This is a genomic window from Cobetia sp. LC6 (assembly GCF_030264805.1).
GTDB lineage: Bacteria > Pseudomonadota > Gammaproteobacteria > Pseudomonadales > Halomonadaceae > Cobetia.
The window spans coordinates 281,585-306,244 of record NZ_JASSPL010000003.1; the positions used below are offsets into that span (position 1 = coordinate 281,585).

Genomic DNA, 24,660 nt, shown 5'->3' on the forward strand with positions numbered 1-24,660 from the left:
GACCTGCCCCTGACAGTGGCGCCATGGCTGAGTACGGCCACGGGTGATACCCCCCTTTTCAAGTTTCAGGAGACCCGGACATGTCTGCCTCCCCCGTTGCGCGCCATCCGCGCATCGCCGAACTGGCGCTGGCGCTCGGCGCCTTTGCCATCGGCACTACCGAATTCGTGATCATGGGCCTGATGCCCAACATCGCGGCGGATTTCAATGTGTCCTCGCAGCAGGTCGGCTACGCCATCAGTGCCTATGCGATGGGCGTGGTGGTCGGTGCGCCCCTGATCTCGGCGCTGGGCGCACGCCTGCCGCGTCGCGGGTTGCTGATCGGCCTGATGCTGCTGTTCGCGGTCAGCAACGTGGCCAGCCTGCTGGCACCGTCGCTGACCAGCTTTGCCGCGCTGCGCTTCATCGCCGGCCTGCCGCATGGTGTCTATCTGGGCGTTGCGGCCCTGGTGGCGGCGGATGCTGCCCCGGCCGGTGAGCGCGGGCGGGCCGTCGGTCGCGTGATGCTGGGCCTGACGGTGGCGATTCTGATCGGGGCGCCAGCGGCGACCTGGTTCGGCAGCCTGTTCGGTTGGCATTCCGCCTTCCTCGTCGTCGGCCTGCTGGCACTGGTCACGGCGCTGCTGGTGCGCGGCTTCGTGCCCTATCAGGCCGGCAATCAGGACGCGACCCCGCTGACCGAGCTGGCCGCTCTGATCAAGCCGCGGGTGCTCTATACCCTCGGCATCGCCTGCATCGGTTTCGGCGGCATGTTCAGCGTCTACAGCTATGCGGTGGAGACGCTCAATGTCCAGGCCGGGCTGTCCCAGAATCTGGTGCCGATGGTGCTGGCCGTCTTCGGGGTAGGCACCATCATCGGCAACCTGATCGGTAGCCGTGCCGCGGACATCGACCTGATGCGAACCATTCCTGCCGTGCTGATCTGGAGCGCGCTGGTGCAGGGCGGCTTCTACTTCGCCGCCGATGGTGTCTGGAGCGGCATCCTGTTCGTCGGGCTGGTCGGTACCGGTATCGGTCTGGCGCCGGCGCTGCAGATGCGCCTGATGGATGTGGCGGAAGACGCCCAGACCATGGCGGCGACGCTCAATCATGCGGCCTTCAACATCGCCAATGCGCTGGGCGCCTGGTGTGGTGGCATGGCCTTCGCCTATGGCCCGTCGCATTCCTCCATCGGCCTGGTCGGGGTGGCGATGGCCATCGCGGGCTTGATCGTCTTCCTGCTTGGTCAGCGTCATGAGCGCCGCGAGCTGCAGACGGCTTCTGCCTGATGTGGGCCTGAAGCGAGGTCGTGAGCGCGAGGCCAGGAAAGTGAGGCCAGGAAAGTGAGGCCAGGAAAGTGAGGCAAGACAGAGTCTCGTGAGCACAAGCCGCAACGAAAGAACGTCGCCCTTCGGGGCGGCGTTCTGCGTTTGCGTGGCGAAAAGTCTGTGGAAGGCAGTCTGTGCAGGGCTGTCTTGGTAGCGGCACCGGCACGTAAGCAACAGGGCACTGTCAGCGCTGTTGACGCGCACGCGTCGGCGACATGCCGAAGTAATCGCGGAAGCAGTGGCTGAAGTGGGTCGTGCTGACGAAGCCACAGGCTACGGTGACCTCAGTGATGCTGGCGCTGCCCTGTGTCAGCAGCTGGCGAGCCCGGGTAAGGCGCAGCTCCAGATAATGGCGCGAGGGCGTGGTATCCAGATGGCGGGTGAACAGGCGCTCTATCTGGCGGCGTGACAGCGTCACGCAGCGCGAGATCTCGCTCATGTTCAAAGGCTCCTCGAGGTTGTTGCTCATCAGCTCAAGGATGGTGCGAAGTGCCTCCGGGTGCTGGCTGTCCGGCGCGGGCAGCGTCTGGTCCGGGTGCCAGGGGCTGGGCGTCGCGGGGCGCTCGCAGGCGAGGATTTCCTCGACACTGCGCGCCAGGTCATCGCCGTGACGCTGGCGCATGGCTTCCAGCATCATGTTCAGCGCGCTGCCGGCATTGGTGCAGCTGAAGCGCGCCGCTTCCACCACCAGCGGGGCACGCGACAGCTCCAGCTGGGGGAATGACTCGCTGAACAGCGCCGCATTCTCGGGATGGATGGTGCAGCGATGGCCCGCCATCACGCCGGCGGCCGCCAGGAAGTAGCTGCCATTCCACAGGCTGCCGAGGCGACAACCCTGGTGATCGGCTCGGCGCAAGACCTCGCTCAGCAAGGGAATCTCGTCCAGCTGCACCCGGTAGCCGCCACACACGATGATCATGTCGATCTGCGCCTGCCCCAGCGACTCGAGCCCGGCGCTGGCCATGATGTCGATGCCCAGATCACTGCGCACGCTGCCCGCCGTCACCCCGAAGGTGTGAATGCGATAGAAGGGAACGTCTCTGAGCAGATTGGCCGTGACCAGCACATCGAGTGCGCTGGTGAAGGCGGGCATCGAGAAATGCTCCAACAGAATGAAGGCGACATTGAGCGGTGCGCTCTGGGCACAGGTCACGTCCTTGAGCAGATGCTGGTTGCGACGCTTCATCGCGGGAGTGAAGTCGCGGCGGCGGGGCGAGGTCATGGCTTGCGTTCGTTGCAGGGGCCGCGAGCGGCAGTGGATCGAAGGCGACCGGCAGGCTGGCCACCGTGAGACTCCATCCTCGCAGCTGCGCGCTCCCGCGGCGAGCCTCTCGCTGGCGGTTACGGGGTGGCAGGCATGTAATGAGGCTGTTGGCTTGATGATACGTCGCGTTACATGGGTGTAAAAACAATCACTTGTGTCATATTCGGCGCTTTCTCGCCTGTTAGACTGCCCTGTCACTCAGATCATGCCCCGAGGCTGACTAATGACGGATACCACCCGGACTGCCTTGTCCGGCTCCGCAACCCAAGCAGCTCCCCTTTCCGATCACGCCGCATCTCTTGCTGATCACACCGCATCCTCTCCCGATCAAGCCGCATCACTTCCTGATTCCGAGCTCACCGCGCTCAACAGTTCCCGCAGTCTGGACTGGCCGGTCTTCCTCCTCAGTGGAGGCGTGATGGCGCTGTTCGTCGCCGCCGCGCTCATCGACCTGGACGGCGTGTCGGCCCTGATCAATCACGCCTTCGACTTCTCGACCACCTGCTTCGGTGCCTATTGGCAGGGCTTGATGATCGTGACCTTCCTCGTCGCCGTCGGCATGACCTTCGGGCGCACAGGGCGCGTGGTCTTGGGCGGATTGTCGACGCCTGACATCTCCACGCCGCGCTGGATGGCGACCATTCTGTGCACCCTGCTCGCCGGTGGTGGCGTGTTCTGGGCCGCCGCTGAGCCCATCGCGCACTTCGCCTCGCCGCCGCCCGTCTTCGGGCCGGAGGCGCCGGTCGGCAATCTCGATGCGGCCTACAATGCGCTGGCGCAGAGTTTCATGCACTGGGGCTTTCTCGGCTGGGCGGTGCTGGGCAGTCTGACGGGCGTCGTCTTCATGCACCTGCACTATGAGAAGGGCTTGCCGCTCAAGCCGCGCACCTTGCTCTATCCGCTGCTCGGAGAACGCGTGATGCGTGGGCCGATCGGCGCACTGGTCGATGCCTGCTGCGTGCTGGCCGTCATCGCGGGCACCGTGGGGCCGGTCGGTTTCCTCGGTATCCAGGTCAGTTATGGTCTCAATGCGCTGTTCGGCATTCCCGATACCTACGCGACGCAACTGGTGCTGTTGGCCATCCTGACCCTCGTCTACACCCTGTCCGCCGTCAGTGGCGTGATGCGCGGCATCCAGTTCCTGAGCAGTGCCAACGTGCTGATCGGCGGCGCGATGCTGTTCTTCATCGTGCTCTTCGGGCCGACCGAATTCCTGCTCAAGGCCTTCCCGTTGGGCATGGTCGACTACCTGGACAACATCGTGCCGATGGCGGTCTTCCGCGGCGACAGCGGCTGGCTGGATAGCTGGACGCTGTTCTTCTGGGGCTGGTTCATCGGCTTCGGTCCGCTGATGGCGATGCTGGTCGCGCGTATCTCGCGGGGGCGCACCCTGCGCCAGATGGTGCTGTTGATCACCATCCTGTCGCCGCTCGCGACCTGTGTCTGGTTCACCATTCTCGGCGGCAGCGGCCTGGCCTTCGAGCTGGAAAACCCGGGCAGCGTCTCGGGCCCGTTCAGCGGCTTCAATCTGTCGGCGGCCTTGATCGCCATCACTCAGCAGCTGCCGTTCGGCTTCATCATGTCGGTGCTGTTCCTGATTCTGTCGGCGCTGTTCGTGGCCACGACCGGGGATTCGATGACCTACGCCATCTCGATGGTGATGTGCGGGCACGACAATCCGCCACGCAGCGTGCGCGTGTTCTGGAGCCTCATCATGGGGGTCGTGGCGGCGATCCTGATCTCGATGGGCAATGGCGGCATCAATGCGCTGCAATCCTTCATCGTGGTGACCGCGGTGCCTGTCTCGCTGGTGCTGTTGCCCAGTCTGTGGAATGCCCCACGTATCGCGCGGCAGATGGCGCGTGAGCAAGGGTTGTAACTGGCTGATGTGAAAAAGGCCGCCCGAGTGGGCGGCCTTTGCATGTCGTCACGCACGGATCAGTCTGGCATGGCCCGAAGAGGGCAGCCGAGGGAGGTCATGAGTTGTTATCACCGATGCCCGGATGTAAAACGGCTGTAGGCTTGGTGATACGTCGCGTTACATGGGTGTAAAAACAACGGCTTGTGTCATAGTTCAGCGTTTTACGGCTGATACACTGCACCGTCACTCAGATCATGCCCAGAGGCTGACTAATGACGGATTCTTCCCGGACTGTTTCGTCCGGCTCCGCCACACCGGTAAATCCCCCCGCTGAACCCGCACACACCCCGCAAGGTATCGACTGGCCCGTCTTCATCATCAGTGGTGGCGTATTGGCAGTGTTCGCCATCGCCGCACTGGTGGATCTCGACGCTGTCTCCGCGCTCATCCAGAGTGCCTTCGGTGTCTCGACCCAATACTTCGGTGCCTACTGGCAAGCGCTGATGCTGGCGACCTTCGTCATCGCCATCGTGCTGACCATCGGCCGTACCGGACGGGTGCGCATGGGCGGGCTGGCAGCGCCGGATATCTCGACGCTGCGCTGGATGGCCATCATCCTGTGCACGTTGCTGGCGGGTGGTGGTGTCTTCTGGGCAGCGGCAGAGCCGATCGCTCACTTCACCTCACCGCCGCCGGTGTTCGGTGCGGACGCCCCGACGGGCAATGCCGATGCCGCCTACAACGCGCTGGCTCAGAGCTTCATGCACTGGGGCTTTCTGGCTTGGGCGATGCTCGGCAGCCTGACCGGCATCATCTTCATGTACCTGCACTACGAGAAGGGCCTGCCGCTCAAGCCGCGCACGCTGCTCTATCCGCTGTTCGGCGACCGCGTCATGCGTGGTCCCATCGGTGCGCTGGTCGATGCCTGCTGCGTGCTGGCCGTGGTCGCTGGTACCGTCGGCCCCATCGGCTTCCTCGGTCTGCAGGTCAGCTATGGCCTCAATGCGCTGTTCGGCATCCCCGATACCTACGCGACCCAGCTCACGCTGCTGCTCCTGCTGACCGTCATCTACACCCTGTCCGCCGTCAGCGGCGTGACCCGTGGCATCCAGTTCCTGAGCAGCACCAACGTCCTGCTCGGCGGCGCGCTGCTGCTGTTCATCCTGATCATGGGCCCGACCGGCTTCCTGCTCGAAGCCTTCCCGCAGGGCCTGGTGCGCTACGTCGGTGACTTCGTCGCCATGTCCTCCTTCCGGGGTGATGATGGCTGGCTGAATGGCTGGACGCTGTTCTTCTGGGGCTGGTTCATCGGCTATGGCCCGCTGATGGCGATGTTCGTCGCGCGTATCTCGCGTGGCCGCACCCTGCGCCAGATGGTGCTGTTGATCGCGGTCATCTCGCCGCTGGTCACCTGCCTGTGGTTCACCATCATCGGTGGCAGCGGCCTGGCATTCGAGCTGAGCAACCCGGGCAGCGTCTCCGGCCCGTTCACCGGCTTCAATCTGCCGGCAGCGCTGATTGCCATCACCCAGCAGCTGCCGTTCGGCTTCACCATCTCGGTGCTGTTCCTGGTGCTGACCACGCTGTTCGTCGCCACCACCGGTGACTCGATGACCTATGCAGTCTCGATGGTGATGAGCGGCCACGACAATCCGCCGCGCGGCGTGCGCGTGTTCTGGAGCCTGATGATGGGCGTGGTCGCGGCGCTGTTGATCTCGATGGGTGATGGCGGCATCAATGCGCTGCAATCCTTCATCGTCGTCACCGCCGTGCCGGTGTCGCTGATTCTGCTGCCCAGCCTGTGGAACGCTCCGCTGATTGCCCGCCGCATGGCGCGCGAACAGGGCGTCTGATCGACTCACACGCTTGCAAGCAACGAGCGTGTCACACCATCAAAAACGCCGCCCCGAGGGGCGGCGTTTTCGTGTCTGTCGATCAGTCGTCAGCCATCAGACGCTGACGTTCAGCGTCACATCGATGTTGCCACGCGTCGCGTTGGAGTACGGGCACACCTGGTGCGCCTTCTCGACCAGCGCATCCGCCTCGGCCTTGTCCATGCCCGGCAGGCTGATATCCAGCGCCACCTCGATACCGAAACCGGCCGGAATCTGGCCGATGCCCACCTTGCCGGTGATCTCCAGGCCTTCCGGCAGCGTCACGCCGTCAGTGCTGGCCACGTGCTTCATGGCACCGATGAAGCACGCAGAGTAACCCGCCGCGAACAGCTGCTCCGGATTGGTACCTTCACCGCCACCACCGCCCAACTCCTTCGGCGTGCTCAGGGTGACATCCAGCGCCCCATCGGAAGAACGCGACTTGCCCTCACGACCCCCAGTGGTAGTGGCTTCTGCACGGTACAGCACTTGTTCGATAGACATGCCTGACTCCTTGAGCGGAAAAGCCCTCAGTCGAGGGATGGAAACAAGATGGCGCTTGTCGGGCAGAGTTTCAATTGCTTGATGTAGGACGTGTCCTTGGCGGCGAGGAAGGCCACTGATGGAAGGGGTCTTCGCCTGTGATGATGTTAACGACAGATTCCAGGTCATCGGAGCAATGCTTCAGACCACATTCCCAGATGATTAGCACTCGCCACCCATGACTCACCAAATCAGCCCACTTCCGCCAATCACGAGCCACGTTCCCCTCTAGCTTATCCTTCCAGAACGTCTTGTGGGTCGCAGGTGATGAGGCGTAAAAGCAGTCTTTGTGCTTATGCCAGAAGCACCCATTCACAAAGATCGCGAGGCGGTATTTTGGAAGCACAAGATCAGGTTTTCCGGGAAGATTCTTACGGTGAAGCTGATACCGGAAGCCCCGAGCATGGAGGTAGCGACGTATCGCCAACTCGGGGCTGGTATTCTTGCCTCGTATCGAGGCCATCATGCGTGAGCGGGTTTGGGAATCGACGATATCAGTCATTTTTCCCTACAGGCTATTTAAGTGTCTCAGGTTATTATCTGGCGACCAGAGCATACGATAAAAGCGACTAACGAGATTGTACCTTCTTTAGTGTCTGAACGATTTCTGTTGCAACGGCTTTGACAACATTGATACAAACAGAGTTACCAAATTGTTTGTATATCTGGCCTTGAGAGACAGCATCAACAATAAATTCTTCAGGGAAGCCTTGAAGTCTCGCACACTCACGAGGAGTAAGCTTCCTTGGGTTCTTGTTTAAGTGACTCTGATCAATTAAAATCTCTGAGCCATCTTTGTAATAGCGAGCACTAATGGTGTTAGTATATTCGCTATCAGCATTGTAAAGGGAGTAACCAAAGCCGTTGCCTTTAGTTTTATGACCTTCTTTTCGCTTTTGATGACCTTCCCAGAGCTTATCAGAAATTGTGTACTTATCTTTACCACATCTTTCTTTCTCTGCTTCCAGCTCTTCATCTGTCTGAAGAATATCACCAACACGAGTTGGCGTTAGTGCTGGTTCTGGCCAGTTGAAATCAAGATCAAAATCAGCATTAGGGAATTGATCTTTATCAAACCCGACAATGAAAATGCGTTCACGATTCTGTGGCGCGCCAAAGTCACCAGCACGAAGTACCATGTAAGTGACGTAATAGTTGAGTCTTTGTGATAAGGCGTGACGTGTTTCTTCACCAAGTTGAATTTCATCTGGTACTTCCTGCTCATGAGTACCCTGAAGAATGTCCAAAATGGTTTTAAGGGTTTTTCCTTTATCATGACCACGCAGCTGTTTTACGTTTTCCAGCATGAATGCTTTCGGACGTTTCTCAGCCAGCAAGCGCTGAATCTCGAAGAACATGGTGCCACGAGTATCGCTAAACCCTTTTTTCAGCCCTGCTTGAGAGAAGGTCTGGCAGGGGAAGCCGCCGAGGAGGATGTCATGATCCGGGACATCAGCAGCGCTAATCTGCGTGATATCACCATTTGGCATTTCGCCGTAATTCGTCAGGTAGGTCTTCTGGGCAAACTTGTCCCATTCTGAGGTAAAGACACAACGCCCGCCCAGCTGCTGAAAAGGCAGACGTATGCCTCCAATGCCTGCGAACAGGTCAATAAACCGGAACTCGGCATCATCCCCCTCGCTGCGGAAGGGGGCTGATTCCAACGCCTTGTTCAGATTTTCCTTGACCGCCTGTATGTCGGCCCATTTTTTTCCGCTTGGCTGGTGCTCGCCTTCCTCCCAGCCACGCACGGTACGCTCACCGTTGCTGCCGAGGCCAAGCAGGTTGGCAAGCTCAGTACGTCCAAGGCCCAGCGACCTGCGAAGTTCCTTGATGTACTCCGCTTTCACGTTCACATGAGCAGTCATATTCATCCCCTTATCCGGTTTCTGTCCCGGATGCTAACACTGGATGGATGGACAGTCAAACGGTAGTAGTAGTATATAATTTTATTTTGTATGTTTTGTTTTAATTCTAGTATCATTGTTTTCTTATACTTGATCTTGTTTAAGGAGAATTTATGTTGGTTGAACTAGAAGCCCACTTGCCTAAGCGTCCTGTAGTAGAGGATTCAGATCTTCCTGATTTCTTCTTGCCAAGTTATATTGTGAACAAATTGAACTCCGTACTTAATAAAGAGCATATTCAAGTCGATAGCTATACCTCAAATGCATTAACAAACCCTAAAAGATCTTCAATAGAAAAGAATTACGCTGTTTTCCCAAATCAATATTTCGTATATGTATGCAAGGTTAAAGATTTTGCTGAAAAAATATACGAGTATTTTAAGATTTTTGATAATTTAAAAAATAAAGAGTATGAAGAAAATGGAGAGCTAGTAAAGTATAATATGTATGGGAGTAGAGATTATCTATACAACCTGTTTAAGAGCAAACCAGACCTCAATGAAATATTTACTAATGACGAAGAAGTAGAGCTATTTTCGAAGTTTATGGATAAAGATAATAATGAATTTCGTTTAAAAGGTAAGAATTTAGTAAATGAGAGAGGTGAGCCTAGAGGTGCAGAAGACTGTTTTTCATCAGTACTTTTGACTCAATTAAATGTGCCTAACGTTTCTTCTAGTATTATTGGGACTATTGCATATCTTTTATGTGAAAATAAAAGTGTTTATGAGGAGTTAACGCAATTTTGTAAGAATTTTTATGCGCAGGCAGACATAGCTGATATTATAAAATATCATTACGACATTACGCTCCCCAAGTCTTTTATATTACTTGCTGGTTTGTCGGGAACTGGCAAGACGCGTTTTGTTAGGCAGCAAGCTGAGAAAACAGGAAGGCTTGACGAAACATACTGCTTAACATCAGTGCGTCCGGATTGGCATGAACCAAGTGATCTTTTGGGTTATATATCAAGACTTGATGGAAGGCCGCAATTTATTGTTACAGATGTTTTGTATTTTATTGTACAAGCATGGCGTGAAATTCTTTCTGCAGGAGTTCGGCTCGAAAAGACAGTAAATGGTCGATTCGTAGTGAGTGGGGAGAAAGCACATCTTGAACAAGTTAGACCCTACTGGCTTTGTTTGGATGAAATGAATTTAGCACCAGTGGAACAATATTTCGCTGATTATCTCTCAACATTGGAGACTCGTGAATGGGCATGGAGCGGAGAGTCATTCTCATATAGTAGTGATCCATTACTCAAATCAGCTACTATGGCTCAACTAGGGGAAGATTCCACGCTAAGAGAAGATCTTGGGCTTCAAAGTGTCAACTACGATATGGCATGGGAGATGTTTCATCAGCATGGTATCGGGATTCCTTTTAATTTAATCGTTGCAGGTACGGTTAACATGGATGAAACAACTCATGGTTTTTCAAGGAAGGTGATAGATAGAGCATTGAGCTTCGATTTTGGGGCCTTTTTCCCTAATGATTTTGATGATTTCTTCGTGCCAACTGTTAGTAATAAAGTACTAAGCTATCCGCTGCAATCACAAGCAGGTCAACTAGATTTGAAGTCAACTCATGATAGTGATGGCCAAAAGAGTATTGCGTTCCTAGAAGCGATTAATAAGGTTTTAAAAGGCACGCCTTTCGAGCTTGCGTATCGTGCACTTAATGAGTTGTTATTGGCAGTTACCTGTGCGCAGCCACAAGACGATAAAAGTCTGATAGCGGTGTGGGATGATTATATAATGTGCAAGGTGCTTCCTCGTATTGAGGGAGATAATGATAAGCTTACAACTGCAGGAGGGGACGCGATACTGATAAAGCTAAATGTTGTGCTGCAGGATCAGCTAGCCCCAATTTTTGACGAAAGTCATAATGATGTAATGCAGCGACCAGATCTTTATCGGGAAAGAATAATAACAGATAGTAATAGCGAAAAGACAATAAATATTCCATGTCGTTCTATAAGAAAACTGGAGTGGATGCAGCAAAGGTTAGTTAGCGCTACCTTCACCAGCTTTTGGCCTTAACCTTTTGCTTATAGTGGCAATAGACAATATGGAGGTCTAGCTATGCCTGAATTATTTCGATTGCAAACTCCTAATTACGAGTTTTCAGTCTGGTCTAGTGATATTAGTCAGCGCGTCAAAATGTATAATACCACTATGGCTAGAAATTCTAGTTTGACCACTAGTAATTCTAATGAGAATGGGCAGGAGAATAATGCCTCTGTGGTACCTATGGAAGGTATGTCGACGCCTAGTTACCAGTTACGCTTTTCACCTGAAATCGATCTTGTTGATTTTCGTTTAGAACCAAGTTCAAATCTGGAGAACACAAGTACTTCTGTGACAACAGAGCTGTCCACAAGTGTTTTAGGGCCTAAAAAGAAAGATAAGATACTATTAAGTTCACCAATTTTTTTTGAGAACACTCAATATCAGTTTGAGTGGGTGTTCTTCTCTAATGTGTCGTTTGCATGCATAAAGCATCGTAGTCAAAATGTTAATGACACTTTTCGTTTCTCAGAGCAACGAGGGCCAATGCCGGCTCGTTTGACAGGAACTATAAATACTGGAAACGATGTAGGATGGATGCGCTTGCCTTTATCTTTTGAAATTGAAGGCAGGATCCATCTACAGTATATCGCGTTCGAAGTGCTGCCAGTCAAGATGATGTTGCACCGTGATCTCCCATGTATGTATCGAGCAATTGATTCTATTTATCCGTTGTGGCGTTTCAGCCTTGTAGGAAAAACTGAGCAAGATGCAGCGATAGGCAATCAGCGAGGTCATTTCCCTTTAATGTGGCTAGCGAATTTTGCTGCTTTAAGGTTACGTTTTGAGCAGGGTCTCAAAGTGGTTTGTGCAGCACCCCATAGTCGCCTGCAGTCGCATATTGATAGTATCAAGGCTTCAAAGTTAAAGGGGCGTCTTCCTAGAAAGCTAGCTGAGCGCGTGAAACAGGATTTTTCTTCTGGGCAATATGATAAGCGATATAGAGTGAATAAAAAAAGGCTTAGTGTTGATACTCCCGAAAACAGGTTTATCAAGATGGCGGTAAGCCAAAGTAAGCGAAAACTAGCAAATTTCGAAAACAAGTTGCGCGCTAATAATAGTGCGCCTGAGAACCAGCGGTTATCAAATTATTTTTTAGATGAGCTACATTGCTGGCAGAAGCCTTTAAATAAAGTATTAACTCAAAGCTTTATTAGCGAGGTCGGCTCTTTCTCTGGAATGACACGAGAGTCATTGGTGCTACAACAAAAAACTGGTTATAGTGCAGTTTATCGAGTCTGGCAAGAGTTGAAATACTATCTCGATGCCTTTGACAATCAATCTAATATGTCTATGAAGTCGGTGTCTGAGATTTATGAGGTATGGTGTTTTTTATGCCTGAAGCAAATTCTTGAAGATGAGCTTGGTTTTAATTTGGTTGATAGTGAATTAATAAGTTTAGCTCAAAATGATTATTTTGAGTATCAATTAAGAGATGGATTTGCAGGCGCCTTTTGTTTCAAGCGAAGTGATGGTGTAACAGCGAGGCTGGCGCATGAGCCAAAGTTCACCAAAAAAGGCAAAGATATACGTTCCTATCTGGTGAGCCAGGAACCCGATATTGTATTAGAAGTCACGATCCCAGGAAATAATCAATCGGAAGAGGCGCAAAAGTTTATTTGGATATTTGATGCGAAGTACCGCATAAAAAATCATAAGGGACGTTATGATGATCAGTCTGAAGATGTCGACAATATAGACCGAGTGCCAGATGATGCAATCAATCAGATGCACCGATATCGTGACGCATTAATCCGCTTAACTGATCCCAATAAAAAAAGTGATAAGTTTGATGCTTCTTATCTAGTGAGAAAAAGTCGTCCCGTTTTTGGAGCATTTGCTCTTTATCCTGGATTTTTTGATCAGAAAGCACATGATAATCCATATGCTCGTGCGATTGAGGAGGTTGGGATCGGGGCTTTTGCATTGCTTCCTAGTCAAGCTGAGACGAAGTATTGTGGGCATCAATGGTTATTGGAATTTCTAAGGGCTCAAATTGGTGTAGCCCCTGCGGTAGAAATGACTAAATATTCCTCCTCAAGTATAAAAGAAAATCTATATGTACAAGAGGCTTCACGTATACCCTATTCTGGTATGCAGCAAGTACTATATTCAGATTTAACAATGACAGTAGCATTAAGTGGTAAGCGTAAGCGAGATAATGGCTACTTTGAGGCATTTGAACAAGGGGGTGCGCGCTGGTATCACATGCCGCAAAGTACTTTCTTGGGTAAATTTAAGCAGCATGTTGTAGAAGAAATTCGCTACCTGGCTTTGGCATCTACATCTGATGTCCAAACTAGCACCAAAAAAATAGATAAGCTTTGGCCAGTTAAGCGCGTAAGGCTCCTCCCTCGATATGAGATCGACGAAGAGCAGGCTGGAAAAGCTTCTAATGCGTCTGAGCTATATTATTTATTTGAGCTTGGAAAGCCACTTACATTACACGTTCCGGTAACGCGTGTGCCACATCGACCAATAGCTCATTCAATGAAACTCACTACTTTAACTCAGTTAGAGAGCGTAACAACTTTTGCCGATGTAGAGAAGGTTTACAATGAGGCAATGGTGTAACCGTGACTGGCGGAGGCCATGAATAATTTACCTTAAGCTATAAAGGCAGTTTGGCAATGGCATCCGCCAGTTTCTTAATACTGTTGGCCGCTATCACTCGATATTCTGAATCTGCTCGCGCATCTGTTCGATCAGTACCTTGAGCTCGACGGCGCAGCGGGTGGTGTCGGCAACGACGGACTTGGAGGAGAGGGTGTTGGCTTCGCGGTTGAGTTCCTGCATCAGGAAGTCGAGGCGGCGGCCGATGGGGCCTTTCTGGGTGAGCTGGCGACGGACTTCGCCGACGTGGGTGTCGAGGCGGTCGAGCTCTTCGGCGACGTCGGCCTTCTGGGCCATCAGGGTCAGTTCGGCTTCCAGGCGTTGCGGGTCGAGGGTGGCGCGGACTTCTTCGAGGCGAGCGAGCAGGTTCTCGCGCTGACGAGCGAGGATGTCGGGCATCAAGCGGCGGACTTCAGCGACGTGGGTGTCGACGCCATCGAGGCGTGCGCTGATCAGCTCGGCGAGGCGTTCGCCTTCGCGGGCGCGGCCTTCGATGTGCTCGTCCAGCGCGCGCTTGAACAGGCTGAGGGCATCGGCCTTGATGCGCTCTTGATCGGCGCCTTCGCGCACCAGCACACCGGGGTAGTCGAGCAGGGCGAGGCGTGAGGGCTGCGGGGCGTCCGGGCAGTGTTGGCCGACTTCGGCGAGTACGCGGCTGAGTTCACCCAGGCGTCTGGCATCGACGGCGAGGCTGTCGGCACCGGCTTCGGCGTCAAAGCGCAGCGAGAGTTCGACCTTGCCGCGGTTGAGGCGCTTGCGCAGGCCTTCGCGGAAGGCGCTTTCCAGTTCGCGCAGGCTGTCGGGCAGGCGGAAGTGCGGTTCGAGATAGCGCTGGTTCACCGAGCGCAGCTCCAGCGTCAGGGTGCCGTAGTCGGCTTCATGGGTCTGGCGGCTGAAGGCGGTCATGCTGTGGACCATGACGTGCTCCTTGTCGGTTGGCTGTCAGAAGAGGGGCGGTGCATGAGCGACCGCGCTGATAGCCTGAAGTGTACGCGTGCCGCTCTTGAGCGCCCAGTGATCAGGAGCGGGTCTGGCCCGCGCGGCGCGAAGGTCGTCGCCCGTGGCTGCGGCGTGTAGACTCTGGCCTCCCGAATACTGCAACAAGGAATCCCCATGAGCGAAGCCAACGTGATCCGTCCCAGTGGCCGTACCCCGGAGCAGCCGCGCGAGATCCGCCTGACCCGTGAGTTCACTCGTCACGCCGAGGGTTCGGTGCTGGTGGAGTTCGGGGAGACCCGCGTGCTGTGCACCGCCTCTGTCGTGGCGGGCGTGCCGCGCTGGCTGCGTGGTTCCGGCAAGGGCTGGCTGACCGCCGAGTACGGCATGCTGCCGCGTGCGACCCACACCCGTAATGATCGTGAAGCGGCGCGTGGCAAGCAGGGTGGCCGCACGGTGGAGATCCAGCGTCTGATCGGTCGTGCGCTGCGCGCCGCGGTGGACCTCAAGAAGCTGGGCGAATACACCATCACCATCGATTGCGATGTGCTGCAGGCCGATGGTGGCACGCGCACCGCGGCGATCACCGGTGGCTGTGTGGCACTGGTCGATGCGCTGCAGGGCCTGCAGCGTGAGCGCAAGATCAAGACCGACCCGCTGGTGAGTCTGGTCAGCGCCGTGTCGGTCGGCATCTACAAGGGTGTGCCAGTCACCGATCTCGATTACCCGGAAGACAGCAAGGCCGATACCGACATGAATGTCGTGATGGCCGAAGGCAAGGGGCTGATCGAGGTGCAGGGCACCGCAGAAGGCGCAGCCTTCGATCGCGCCGAGCTCAATGCGCTGCTGGATCTCGCCGAGCGTACCGGTGAGCAGCTCTTCGCCGCGCAGCGCGCCGCACTCGGCATGCCGGTCGACGCCTGAGCCTTGTGGCCCAGCGCTACTTCATGTGTGTCATGTCATCAGAGCGATGTCATGAGCGCTTGAGGCCAGACAGAAAACGCCCCCACCGCTTGCGCGATGGGGGCGTTTTCGTCAGTGCCCGAAGGCACATCATGCGACTGGCAGGGTGGCCCGAGGCCGAACGCTCAAGGGGTGACAGCGTGCATCACAGCTCGAGGTCGTACTCGACGATGACCGGTGCGAACTCGCTGAAGGTGGCATCGGTGTCGATCCAGGCGTCCTTGATATGACGGCGCAGGTTCGGGTCGATGACCTGATAGTCGAGGCGCCAGCCTTCCTGACGGGCGCGCGGCTGGTCACTGTCCAGCGCTGGCCACCAGGAGTACTGGTCGGCATCGCGATTGACTTCGCGGAAGGCGTCGATGAAGCCGATCGGGCCGAAGACCTGATCCATCCATGCGCGTTCTTCCGGCTTGAAGCCCGGCGTCATCTGATTGTCGGACCAGTTGGCGAGGTCGACAGTCTTGTGGGCCACATGCCAGGTGCCGCAGATCATGTAATCACGACGCTTGCGGCGCAGCTTGCTGAGGTATTCCTGGTACTGCTCCATGAAGGCGCCCTTGGCAGCCGGATCACTCCCATCAGGCATCAGGAAAGAGCAGATGCTGAAGCGGTCGTAATCGGCCTGCAGGTAACGGCCTTCGTTATCGCACTGCTCGAAGCCCAGTCCATACATGATGGCCTTGGGAATCTGGCGGCAATAGAGGCCAACCCCTGAGAAGCCGTCTTTTTCGGCGTCCAGAAAGTAGCCTTCGTACCCTTCCGGGTAGAGGATGCTGTCGTCGAGCTCGAAGCTCTTGGCCTTGAGGTTCTGGATGCAGACGACGTCGGCGTCCTGACTGGCAAGCCAGTCGAGGAAGCCGCGGCTGACCGCTTCTCGAATACCATTGACGTTAACTGTAGCGATTTTCATACGTGGTCCCTGGTTCGTCGCGCCTGTATGATACCCGAGCTTTAGACGATTTGGTAAATGGCTAACGAATTCAAAGGTGATATCGGATGCAGGACTACCAGCGGGAGTTCATTGAGTTTGCCATCGAGCAGGGCGTGCTGCGGTTTGGCGAGTTTACGCTCAAGTCCGGGCGGGTGAGCCCCTACTTCTTCAATGCTGGTCTATTCCGCTCCGGACAGGCCCTGGCACGTCTGGGACGCTTCTATGCGCGTGCCATCGTCGAATCAGGCCTGGAGGCCGATGTGCTGTTCGGTCCGGCGTACAAGGGTATCCCGCTGGGTGCCGTGACGGCCGTGGCGCTGGCTGACCATCATGATCGTGACATGCCGTTCACCTTCAATCGCAAGGAAGCCAAGACCCACGGTGAAGGGGGCTCGTTGGTCGGCGCGCCCCTCGAAGGCCGCGTGATGATCATCGATGATGTCATCACCGCCGGCACCGCCATCGGCGAAGTGATGGAGATCATCCACGCCGAGAGTGCCAAGGCGGCGGGCGTCGTGATCGCACTGGACCGCCAGGAGCGCGCTCCCGATGGTCAGGGAGGCCTGAAGGCGAACAGCGCCATTCAGGAAGTGGAGGCACGTTTCTCCATGCCCGTGGTCAGTATCGTGACGCTCGACCAGGTGCTCGAATATCTGGAACAATACGCACAGCAGGAACTGTCTGGGCATGCGGTCGCGATTCGCGACTACCGTGCGCAATACGGTCTCCAGGGCGCCTGAGAGCGTTCATGACCCGCGCAGCATTACCTTCCCAGTCACGTACAGAGGTGCATACATGACAGCTCACCGTAACATTCTCGGCCTTTCGGCAGCCATCCTCGCTGCCAGTCTGTCCGCCCCGGCCATGGCCGGCAACGCTGACCTCAACCTGAATAGTGAAGCCGTTCAGGGCGAAATCAATGGCGAGATCAGCAATGGCGTCCAGCTCGGCGGCGGTATCCTGTCCAGCGATGACCATGACGACGTCACGGCTGGCCACGTCCAGCTGCTGGGCACCGAGCGCACCAGCGAATACGACGTGGGCCTCGGCGCACGCTGGAGCCAGTACGACACCGACCACGGTGACGGCGGCGGTCTGGGCCTCGGCGGCTACGGCTACTACTACCTGCCGGGCGCACCGCGCGTCTCGCTGGGTGGCTACGGCTACGTGACCCCGGACGTCGCGACCAGCAACGACCTCGAGCACAGCTACGAATACGGCCTGCGCGCACGCTATCAGGTCATCGACAACGTCGAAGGCTATGTCGGCTACCGCAAGGTGAAGGCCGACTTCGAGAACCGTGACGAACGCACACTGGATTCCGGCCCGCTGGTCGGCATGCGTCTGCAGTTCTGAGCATGGTTCTCGGCAACGCGTGCTCCGCGTGAGTCACGCATTGCGGTAAGATGGCGGGCCCTCCGGGGCCCGCTTTGCGTTGTCATGACCAGGTGATCATCGCCGGGCAGCCCCCTGTTTTCGCCTTCTGCCGCGAGTCTGCTCATGCTCGATATCGTGCTCTATCAGCCCGAGATTCCGCCCAATACCGGCAACATCATCCGGCTGTGTGCCAACACCGGTTACCGCCTGCATCTGATCGAGCCATTGGGGTTCGAGCTGGATGACAAGCGCCTGCGCCGTGCCGGTCTCGATTATCATGAGTGGGCACGTGTGCAGCGCCATGCCAGCCTCGATGACTTCGTGGCGAGCGTGAGGCCTTCGCGGGTCTTCGCGCTCTCGACGCGTGGTCGCACCGCGCCGCATGAGGCCAGCTTCCAGGCCGGTGATGCACTGGTATTCGGCCCCGAGACACGCGGCCTGCCACAGGCGATGCTCGACAGCCTGCCCCGCGAGCAGGTGTTGCGCCTGCCGATGCTGGCCGACAGCCGCAGCATGAACCTGTCGAATGCCGTCGCCGTGGTCGTCTATGAAAGCTGGCGTCAGCTCGATTTCGCCGGCGCCGCAATTCTTGATTGATCGTCCAGCACGCGATTGATCGACCATCGCTCCGCGTGAGATGCATTTTCGCTCCCTTTCTTCGCCCAGCAGGACACCGTGATGACCGAGATCCGTGATCGCCTCGCCAAGCTCAACCCCCGCCAGCAGGAAGCCGTGCGCGCCATCGATGGCCCCTGTCTGGTACTGGCCGGTGCCGGATCAGGCAAGACCAGCGTGATCACGACCAAGATCGCCTATCTGGTGCAGGAATGCGGCATGAAGGCACGCAACATCGCCGCCGTGACCTTCACCAACAAGGCGGCGCGCGAGATGAAGGAGCGTGTCGGCAAGATGCTCAAGGGCCGCGAGGGCCACGGGCTGATCGTCTCGACCTTCCACACTCTCGGACTGACCATCATCCGCGGCGAGCTGAAGACGCTGGGCTACAAGCCGGGCTTCTCGCTGTTCGACACCGATGACGCCAAGGTGTTGATCAAGGAGCTGATGCACAAGGAAGCCGACACCGACGCCGAGCAGATCAACGCGGTGCAGAGTCAGATTTCCAACTGGAAGAATGACCTGGTCCTGCCCGGGGCGGCGCTGTCGCATGCCGAGGATGAAGACGCCCAGTACGCCGCGGTGATCTACGAGGCCTACAACCGGCATCTCAAGGCCTACAACGCGGTGGACTTCGATGACCTGATCCTGCTGCCGGTGGTGCTGTTCCGTGATCACCCCGAGGTGCTGGCGCGCTGGCAGCGGCGCATCCACTACATGCTGGTCGATGAGTATCAGGACACCAACATCAGTCAGTACCTGCTGGTGAAGATGCTGATGCAGGAGCGCCAGACCTTCACGGTGGTGGGCGACGATGACCAGTCGATCTACGCCTGGCGCGGGGCGCGCCCCGAGAATCTCGTCACTCTCGGCGAGGACTTCCCGCGCCTGAACCTGATCAAGCTGGAGCAGAACTATCGCTCCACCGGCATCATCCTGCGCGCGGCCAACACCCTGATCGCCAACAACCCGCACGTCTACGACAAGACGCTGTGGTCGCAGATGGGCGATGGCGACCCGATCCGCATCATCATGAATCGCAACGAAGAGGCCGAGGCCGAGCGCGTGGCGGGCGAGATTCTCACGCGGCGCATCAAGGAAGGCGCCGAATGGCGTGACTTCGCGGTGCTCTATCGCGGCAACTTCCAGGCGCGCCTGCTGGAGCTGAAGCTGCAGCACTACCAGATTCCCTACAAGCTCTCCGGCGGCACCTCCTTCTTCGGGCGCAACGAGATCAAGGACGCGATGGCCTATCTGCGTCTGCTGATCAACCCGGCGGACGACAACGCCTTCCTGCGCATCGTCAATGTGCCGCGGCGGGAAGTCGGGCCGGGCACGCTGGAGAAGCTGGCCAACTACGCCACCGGGCGTGGCGTGTCGCTCTACGCCGCCTGCAGCGAGATGGGCCTGCGTGAGCAGCTGAGCGAGCGGGCGCTGGACCGCCTCGGCCGCTTCACCCACACGCTGGACCGCGTGCGCCGCGAGATGGACGCCGGCCAGTCGATCAGCGCGATCCGCGAGCTGTTCCGCGAGGTGGATTACGAAGGCTGGCTGTATCAGAACGCCAGTGCGCCCAAGATCGCCGAGCGGCGCATGGCCAACGTCTGGATCCTGATCGATCAGCTCGAGAAGTCGATCAGCGGCAATCCGCAGGAAGAGGTGGAGGAGCTGGAGGGCAGCGAGGCGATGATCGGCGATACCGAGACCGGCGATGTCGCGGCGGCCATCTCACGCCTGGTGCTGCGCGACATTCTCGAGCAGCAGGCCGAGGAGGATGACTCCGACCGCGTGCAGCTGCTGACGCTGCATGCCTCCAAGGGCCTGGAGTTTCCGCATGTCTACGTGCTGGGGCTGGAGGAAGACCTGCTGCCGCACCGCAACTCCATCGAGATGGACACGGTGGAGGAGGAGCGCCGCCTCGCCTACGTGGGCATCACGCGGGCGCGCCGTACTCTAGTGCTGACGCTGGCGCGCCAGCGCAAGACCTACGGCGAGATGATGGACTGCGTGCCGAGCCGCTTCCTGGACGAGCTGCCGCCGGAAGACCTCGAGTGGGAAGGGCGGGCCGACAAGCCGCAGGATCAGGAGAAGAAAGTGGCCCGCGGGCGGGATGCCATCGCGGGCCTGCGTTCGTTGCTGGGCTGATGTTATCGTCGGGTGCTGTGCGCTGAGGTTCAGCGCACGGAATCGAGCAGGTAATCCACCGCGGCCTTCACTTCCTCATCGGAAAGCGCCGGATTGCCGCCCTTGGCCGGCATGGCATTGAAGCCTTCGATGGCGTGGGTGTAGAGCGTCTCGTCGCCCTTGGAGAGACGGCCTTCCCAGTCGCCGGCCTCGCCCAGGCGCGGGGCACCGGCGGCACCAGTGGTGTGACAGGCCATGCAGATGCCACCGTAAACCTTCTCGCCGTCTATCGCGCTGGCGGCATTGGCTTGCCCGCCAGCGCCACTGTCCGCCGGCTGTGAGCTCGCTGCCGAGGCATCACCGGCGCAGGCGTCGCCCTTCACGCATAGCTCGCCCACCGGCTTGAGTCGCTCGGCAATCGCCTCGCGGGAGTTGTCTGCGGCCTGTGCGGATGCGCTGACAAGCACGCTGAACAGCATCGCGCTCAATGAGAATGACAGGGGAGAGCGCTTGAGGGGAAAAGCAGCTGGCCGGCGAGCTTGCATGGCGTGCACCTTTTGGGGCTGTGTATCGAGCCAGTATAGCGCTCGCCGGAGGGGCAGCAACCGCATGGCTGGCGGGATATCTCGACATCGTAGAATCAAGACGTTACCATAAGCGCGCCTCGGTTCACTGCAACCCTGGCATGCGCGCCCATAGCTCAGCTGGATAGAGTACTGCCCTCCGAAGGCAGGGGTCGCAGGTTCAAATCCTGCTGGGCGCGCCAACGGATTCCCGTCACCGGCGCCATCGCCGGTCGACACCCGAAAAGCCCTCGTACCTCACGGTGCGGGGGCTTTTTGCATTGCGGCGTGCGGCAGCGGCGCAGGCGACTTTCTTTGACGTCATCAAACGAGTGTTCTAAAACGGGGTGAACCACGCCGGCGATCCTCCTCGCGCCGGTCGCTATCGGCTGGTACGCCATACTTGTGGCTGTCTGCCTTCGCTGCTGGCTCCGCCGGCCCTCACTGGATGTTCTCATGACGACTGCCGCCCCTGTTGATCCTGCTTCGCCTGAGCCTGCTACCTCGGCTGAATCTGCTGCCTCGCCTGCTGGCTCGTCTACTGAGAGCAGCGAGGCTGCCACTCGGGAAATCACGCGCATGCAGGCGCTGCTGGAAGACCAGCGCGCCGCCTATGGCCTGTCGCCTATGCCCAGCGCCAACGAGCGCCTGGCCTGGCTGACTTCGCTGCGTGATGCGCTCAAGTCGCACGAGGAGGCCTTGATCGCGGCGATCAGCGCCGATTTCGGCCACCGCAGCGCCCATGAGACGCGGCTGGCCGAACTGGTGCCGAGCTACGAAGGCATTCGTCATGCGCGCCGTCACCTGAAGGGCTGGATGAAGCCCTCGAAGCGCCATGTCAGCGCCGCCTTCCAGCCGGCCTCTGCGCGTGTCGTCTATCAGCCGCTGGGCGTGGTCGGCATCATCGTGCCCTGGAACTATCCCCTCTATCTGGCGCTCGGCCCCTTGATCAGCGCCCTGAGCGCCGGCAATCGGGTGATGATCAAGATGAGCGAGTTCACCCCCGAGACCGCCGAGGCGCTGCGCGTGATGCTGCTCGATGCCTTCGATGAGGTGCAGGTGGCCGTGGTGATCGGTGAGGCCGATGTGGCGGCGGCCTTCTCGGCCTTGCCCTTCGACCACCTGCTGTTCACCGGCAGCACGGCGGTCGGCAAGCATGTGATGCGTGCCGCGGCGGACAACCTGACTCCCGTGACGCTGGAGCTGGGCGGCAAGTCGCCGGTGATCATGTCGCGTGAGCTGTTGGCGGATGAGGCGCAGCGTCGTGAGGCGGCGGGGCGGCTGGCCTTCGGCAAGGGCATGAACGCCGGCCAGACCTGCGTCGCGCCGGACTATGTGCTGTGCAGTGAGGACCAGGTCCCGCTGCTGGTCACGGCGCTGGGCGAGGCATTCCAGCGCTTCTATCCGCGCTTCTGCGAGACGCAGGACTATTCGCGCATCATCAATCAGCGTCAGTACCAGCGCTTGCGAGAGGTGCTCGAGGATGCCCTGGCGAAGGGGGCGACACTCAGGCCTCTGGTCGACAGCCCCGACTGGGATGACCCGGAGCTGGTCGAGAAGCGTCTGATGCCGCCGCTGGCGTTGCTCGATGTGACGGATGAGATGCGCGTGATGCAGGAAGAGATCTTCGGCCCGCTGCTGCCGATCGTCGGCCTGTCGGCCCCGGGAGCTTCGAATGAGGTGGAAGGCGAGACGAGCGTGAAGGACACGTTGCTGGATGCACCGGCGGATACGCTATCCGTCGCGATGGCCTATGTGAACGCCCGGCCCCGGCCGCTGGCACTGTATTACTTCGGCCACGACAAGCAAGAACAGCAGCGGGTCACCGAGGGCACGCATGCGGGCGGAATGTGTCTGAATGACACCCTGCTGCATGTGGCGCAGGATGACATGCCGTTCGGCGGCATCGGGCCGTCCGGGATGGGGCATTATCATGGCAGGGAAGGTTTCCAGACGCTCAGCAAGGCCAAGGGAGTCTTCGCCAAGGGGCGCATGAATGGCGCGCGGCTGATGTATCCGCCCTATGCCGACGGGCCGACAGCGCGCGCCATCCATGGTCTTATCCGCCGCCTGCTGATGCGCTAGGCGTTTCAGCGGTGCAGGTCGCCGGCACTTTCCGGCTGGTAATGCAGCGCCTCGATACGCACCTCATGCAGGCTGCCATCCGGCAGCCGCCACTCGATGAGGCTGCCGACCTTGAGGCCGAGCAGGGCAGCCCCCAGTGGCGCCAGCACCGACAGGCCATCCTGCTGGCCGGGCAGCGCATGCGGATAGACCAGCGTGCGCACCAGAGTCTGCTGGCGGGTTAGGTCCGTGAACTCCACGCGGCTGTTCATGCTGACGATATCGGCGGGCACCTCGTGAGGCTCGACGACCTCGCCGCGCTCCAGCTCGTCCTCAAGCTGTTCTGCCACCTGACGGTCGGCGGCGGCAACGCGATCAATCAGGCGCTCGAGGCGTTCGGCGTCCAGACGATTGATGATGATCGAGGGAAGTGTGGCCATGAGACCTCCTGTCAGTCGTGGTGTCAGCCCCTTGTGAGCAAGGCCTTGCTGGACACCAAAAAAACAGCCCTCCGCCGGGAAGGGCGAAGGACTGTGTGCAGAAGTCATCATATAAACTTCGCTCGGCGATGGATAGTCCATTCAGGCAACTTGAGGTCAGCGCGAGGGCTATGACTGAGCTATGGCTGGACAGTGGTCGGGCATTGGAAGAGCCAGGAGAGAGCAAGGGGCAGACCCGCTCACTCCCGCGTCAGGCGCTGGAGCTGACGAACAGCCAGTCAGTGATCTCGTCGCGATTGAGCACGACCAGCTGCTGGGCGCGCGGAGACTCTTCCAGATGGTCCGGATTGATGCCCAGCTCGCGCAGGACGTACTGCACCAGAGCACCGCGTGTCGGCAAGTGCAGCTCACCATCCACCATGCCGTGGTCCTGTTCTATCAGGCCGCGCTCGGCGGGTGTCAGGCGTGGGTCGGCGCCCAGCTTCAAGGTGACTCGCGTCTCCCAGCCTTCATCGCACTCGCGCTGGCTACCTTCCAGGGCTTCACCGAACAGCTCCGGCACCGCGCGGAATCGAGACAGCACGAAGTCGCGAAAAGCGCGGTTCTTCTCGCAGAAGGCTCGCACATGCCAGCGGCCAGCGGCGTAGACCAGCGTATGCGGGCACAGGATGCGCTCCTCCCCCTGGGGGGAGTTGAGAGAGGCGTAGGTCACCTCGAGACGCGCGCCCTGACTGGCGGCTTCGATCAAGGCCCTGACCACAGGTGGGCTGGCGCTGCGCGACGGCAGACGCAGGGCCTCGGTATTTGCCTGTCCTAGCCCCAGCCCGGTGAAATGCGGATTCAGATTGTCGTGATTGCCCAGCAATTGCAGGTATTCATCGACCTCACCCCGCGTCAGCATGGGGCAGAAATTCGCCGACGGACGGTAGCCCTTGATGACGGGGTCATACTCGAGATTGTTCTCGGCGACCGTCTCGCGGTAGGTCTTCATGACGCGCGAGGCTTGCTGTCTGGCGATACCGAAGGCGTTGCCCAGATGACGCGAAGTGACGCGCCCCTCCCACAAGGCGATGATCTCGATCAGGCGGTAACGCGCCAGCGTGTCCCATGGCAGGACTTCGAGGCGTTGCTTGATGCTCATTGCTGAATCCTTTCATACGGGTCTTCTGGAGCGTATTCGTGACGCATTGCACACACCTGGCGTGG

20 protein-coding genes and 1 tRNA gene are annotated in these 24,660 nt (G+C 58.1%); 12 read left to right on the forward strand and 9 right to left on the reverse strand.

The features are described 5' to 3' along the window. The first annotated feature begins 80 nt into the window (after positions 1 to 80). Complete coding sequence (locus tag QQF40_RS06195) at positions 81 to 1,268, forward strand: MFS transporter (protein ID WP_175088875.1); 1,188 nt, start codon at positions 81 to 83, stop codon at positions 1,266 to 1,268. A gap of 223 nt (positions 1,269 to 1,491) precedes the next feature. Here QQF40_RS06195 and QQF40_RS06200 read toward each other — a convergent pair whose 3' ends face one another. Beyond that, positions 1,492 to 2,529: a GlxA family transcriptional regulator gene (locus QQF40_RS06200; protein ID WP_175088874.1), complete on the reverse strand. Its 1,038-nt coding sequence runs from the start codon at positions 2,527 to 2,529 to the stop codon at positions 1,492 to 1,494. Positions 2,530 to 2,794: 265 nt separating this feature from the next. Between QQF40_RS06200 and QQF40_RS06205 the strand changes: the two genes are divergently transcribed. Then, complete coding sequence (locus QQF40_RS06205; protein ID WP_285460714.1) at positions 2,795 to 4,450, forward strand: BCCT family transporter; 1,656 nt, start codon at positions 2,795 to 2,797, stop codon at positions 4,448 to 4,450. A 254-nt stretch (positions 4,451 to 4,704) separates the two neighbouring features. Beyond that, positions 4,705 to 6,285 carry a BCCT family transporter gene (locus tag QQF40_RS06210; protein WP_285460715.1) on the forward strand — a complete coding sequence of 527 codons (1,581 nt, stop codon included), beginning with the start codon at positions 4,705 to 4,707 and terminating at the stop codon, positions 6,283 to 6,285. A gap of 96 nt (positions 6,286 to 6,381) precedes the next feature. On the opposite strand, the gene QQF40_RS06215 is transcribed toward QQF40_RS06210, so the two are convergent. From QQF40_RS06215 to QQF40_RS06225, 3 genes are all read right to left on the reverse strand, one after another. Then, positions 6,382 to 6,810, reverse strand: a complete 429-nt coding sequence (locus QQF40_RS06215; protein ID WP_054556341.1) for an organic hydroperoxide resistance protein — start codon at positions 6,808 to 6,810, stop codon at positions 6,382 to 6,384. Between the two features lie 70 nt (positions 6,811 to 6,880). Then, entirely contained in the window at positions 6,881 to 7,351 is a 471-nt protein-coding gene (locus QQF40_RS06220; RefSeq protein ID WP_285460716.1) for a very short patch repair endonuclease, read from the reverse strand. Positions 7,352 to 7,418: 67 nt separating this feature from the next. Next, positions 7,419 to 8,723, reverse strand: coding sequence for a DNA cytosine methyltransferase (locus QQF40_RS06225; protein WP_285460717.1), 1,305 nt, complete (start codon positions 8,721 to 8,723; stop codon positions 7,419 to 7,421). Positions 8,724 to 8,869: 146 nt separating this feature from the next. Between QQF40_RS06225 and QQF40_RS06230 the strand changes: the two genes are divergently transcribed. Together QQF40_RS06230 and QQF40_RS06235 are read left to right on the forward strand one after the other, a co-directional pair. Next, positions 8,870 to 10,798, forward strand: coding sequence for an McrB family protein (locus QQF40_RS06230; RefSeq protein ID WP_285460718.1), 1,929 nt, complete (start codon positions 8,870 to 8,872; stop codon positions 10,796 to 10,798). 42 nt (positions 10,799 to 10,840) lie between these two features. Beyond that, complete coding sequence (locus QQF40_RS06235) at positions 10,841 to 13,399, forward strand: DUF2357 domain-containing protein (protein WP_285460719.1); 2,559 nt, start codon at positions 10,841 to 10,843, stop codon at positions 13,397 to 13,399. A 93-nt stretch (positions 13,400 to 13,492) separates the two neighbouring features. On the opposite strand, the gene QQF40_RS06240 is transcribed toward QQF40_RS06235, so the two are convergent. Continuing rightward, complete coding sequence (locus tag QQF40_RS06240) at positions 13,493 to 14,356, reverse strand: YicC/YloC family endoribonuclease (RefSeq protein ID WP_285460720.1); 864 nt, start codon at positions 14,354 to 14,356, stop codon at positions 13,493 to 13,495. A gap of 195 nt (positions 14,357 to 14,551) precedes the next feature. Between QQF40_RS06240 and rph the strand changes: the two genes are divergently transcribed. Then, positions 14,552 to 15,298, forward strand: coding sequence for a ribonuclease PH (gene rph / locus QQF40_RS06245; RefSeq protein ID WP_285460721.1), 747 nt, complete (start codon positions 14,552 to 14,554; stop codon positions 15,296 to 15,298). A 184-nt stretch (positions 15,299 to 15,482) separates the two neighbouring features. On the opposite strand, the gene QQF40_RS06250 is transcribed toward rph, so the two are convergent. After that, the gene (locus QQF40_RS06250; RefSeq protein WP_043331765.1) at positions 15,483 to 16,250 is read right to left on the reverse strand and encodes an exodeoxyribonuclease III; all 768 of its coding nucleotides are present in this window, start codon (positions 16,248 to 16,250) and stop codon (positions 15,483 to 15,485) included. Positions 16,251 to 16,336: 86 nt separating this feature from the next. Here QQF40_RS06250 and pyrE point away from each other — a divergent pair, with 86 nt between their 5' ends. From pyrE to rep, 4 genes are all read left to right on the forward strand, one after another. Beyond that, on the forward strand, positions 16,337 to 17,011 hold the full coding sequence (gene pyrE, locus QQF40_RS06255) for an orotate phosphoribosyltransferase (protein ID WP_285460722.1): 675 nt from the start codon (positions 16,337 to 16,339) through the stop codon (positions 17,009 to 17,011). A gap of 55 nt (positions 17,012 to 17,066) precedes the next feature. Continuing rightward, positions 17,067 to 17,627 carry a YfaZ family outer membrane protein gene (locus tag QQF40_RS06260; RefSeq protein ID WP_175090625.1) on the forward strand — a complete coding sequence of 187 codons (561 nt, stop codon included), beginning with the start codon at positions 17,067 to 17,069 and terminating at the stop codon, positions 17,625 to 17,627. Between the two features lie 144 nt (positions 17,628 to 17,771). Further along, positions 17,772 to 18,245 (forward strand): tRNA (uridine(34)/cytosine(34)/5-carboxymethylaminomethyluridine(34)-2'-O)-methyltransferase TrmL, encoded by a 474-nt coding sequence (gene trmL / locus QQF40_RS06265; protein ID WP_175090626.1) that lies wholly within the window; start codon positions 17,772 to 17,774, stop codon positions 18,243 to 18,245. Positions 18,246 to 18,326: 81 nt separating this feature from the next. After that, positions 18,327 to 20,408, forward strand: a complete 2,082-nt coding sequence (gene rep, locus QQF40_RS06270) for a DNA helicase Rep (RefSeq protein ID WP_175090627.1) — start codon at positions 18,327 to 18,329, stop codon at positions 20,406 to 20,408. 29 nt (positions 20,409 to 20,437) lie between these two features. On the opposite strand, the gene QQF40_RS06275 is transcribed toward rep, so the two are convergent. Next, positions 20,438 to 20,932, reverse strand: coding sequence for a c-type cytochrome (locus tag QQF40_RS06275; protein WP_175090628.1), 495 nt, complete (start codon positions 20,930 to 20,932; stop codon positions 20,438 to 20,440). A 144-nt stretch (positions 20,933 to 21,076) separates the two neighbouring features. Here QQF40_RS06275 and QQF40_RS06280 point away from each other — a divergent pair. Both QQF40_RS06280 and QQF40_RS06285 read left to right on the forward strand, forming a co-directional pair. Continuing rightward, a tRNA-Arg gene (locus QQF40_RS06280) sits at positions 21,077 to 21,153 on the forward strand. 376 nt (positions 21,154 to 21,529) lie between these two features. Then, entirely contained in the window at positions 21,530 to 23,035 is a 1,506-nt protein-coding gene (locus QQF40_RS06285) for a coniferyl aldehyde dehydrogenase (protein WP_285460723.1), read from the forward strand. Between the two features lie 5 nt (positions 23,036 to 23,040). Here the strand turns inward: QQF40_RS06285 and rnk are convergent, their stop codons facing one another. After that, entirely contained in the window at positions 23,041 to 23,454 is a 414-nt protein-coding gene (rnk, locus tag QQF40_RS06290; protein WP_175090630.1) for a nucleoside diphosphate kinase regulator, read from the reverse strand. Between the two features lie 250 nt (positions 23,455 to 23,704). Then, positions 23,705 to 24,595 (reverse strand): WYL domain-containing protein, encoded by an 891-nt coding sequence (locus QQF40_RS06295; protein ID WP_043331776.1) that lies wholly within the window; start codon positions 24,593 to 24,595, stop codon positions 23,705 to 23,707. Between the last annotated feature and the right edge of the window lie 65 nt (positions 24,596 to 24,660).

Bases quoted from the DNA above. Each gene is read 5' to 3' on its own strand.
- QQF40_RS06200 (WP_175088874.1), bottom strand. From the start codon at position 2,529: ATGACCTCGCCCCGCCGCCGCGACTTCACTCCCGCGATGAAGCGTCGC.
- QQF40_RS06220 (WP_285460716.1), bottom strand. From the start codon at position 7,351: ATGACTGATATCGTCGATTCCCAAACCCGCTCACGCATGATGGCCTCG.
- rnk (WP_175090630.1), bottom strand. From the start codon at position 23,454: ATGGCCACACTTCCCTCGATCATCATCAATCGTCTGGACGCCGAACGC.
- QQF40_RS06210 (WP_285460715.1), top strand. From the start codon at position 4,705: ATGACGGATTCTTCCCGGACTGTTTCGTCCGGCTCCGCCACACCGGTA.
- QQF40_RS06250 (WP_043331765.1), bottom strand. From the start codon at position 16,250: ATGAAAATCGCTACAGTTAACGTCAATGGTATTCGAGAAGCGGTCAGC.
- rep (WP_175090627.1), top strand. From the start codon at position 18,327: ATGACCGAGATCCGTGATCGCCTCGCCAAGCTCAACCCCCGCCAGCAG.
- QQF40_RS06240 (WP_285460720.1), bottom strand. From the start codon at position 14,356: ATGGTCCACAGCATGACCGCCTTCAGCCGCCAGACCCATGAAGCCGAC.
- trmL (WP_175090626.1), top strand. From the start codon at position 17,772: ATGCTCGATATCGTGCTCTATCAGCCCGAGATTCCGCCCAATACCGGC.
- QQF40_RS06260 (WP_175090625.1), top strand. From the start codon at position 17,067: ATGACAGCTCACCGTAACATTCTCGGCCTTTCGGCAGCCATCCTCGCT.
- QQF40_RS06205 (WP_285460714.1), top strand. From the start codon at position 2,795: ATGACGGATACCACCCGGACTGCCTTGTCCGGCTCCGCAACCCAAGCA.
- QQF40_RS06195 (WP_175088875.1), top strand. From the start codon at position 81: ATGTCTGCCTCCCCCGTTGCGCGCCATCCGCGCATCGCCGAACTGGCG.
- QQF40_RS06275 (WP_175090628.1), bottom strand. From the start codon at position 20,932: ATGCAAGCTCGCCGGCCAGCTGCTTTTCCCCTCAAGCGCTCTCCCCTG.
- QQF40_RS06285 (WP_285460723.1), top strand. From the start codon at position 21,530: ATGCAGGCGCTGCTGGAAGACCAGCGCGCCGCCTATGGCCTGTCGCCT.
- QQF40_RS06235 (WP_285460719.1), top strand. From the start codon at position 10,841: ATGCCTGAATTATTTCGATTGCAAACTCCTAATTACGAGTTTTCAGTC.
- QQF40_RS06230 (WP_285460718.1), top strand. From the start codon at position 8,870: ATGTTGGTTGAACTAGAAGCCCACTTGCCTAAGCGTCCTGTAGTAGAG.
- rph (WP_285460721.1), top strand. From the start codon at position 14,552: ATGAGCGAAGCCAACGTGATCCGTCCCAGTGGCCGTACCCCGGAGCAG.
- pyrE (WP_285460722.1), top strand. From the start codon at position 16,337: ATGCAGGACTACCAGCGGGAGTTCATTGAGTTTGCCATCGAGCAGGGC.
- QQF40_RS06295 (WP_043331776.1), bottom strand. From the start codon at position 24,595: ATGAGCATCAAGCAACGCCTCGAAGTCCTGCCATGGGACACGCTGGCG.
- QQF40_RS06225 (WP_285460717.1), bottom strand. From the start codon at position 8,723: ATGAATATGACTGCTCATGTGAACGTGAAAGCGGAGTACATCAAGGAA.
- QQF40_RS06215 (WP_054556341.1), bottom strand. From the start codon at position 6,810: ATGTCTATCGAACAAGTGCTGTACCGTGCAGAAGCCACTACCACTGGG.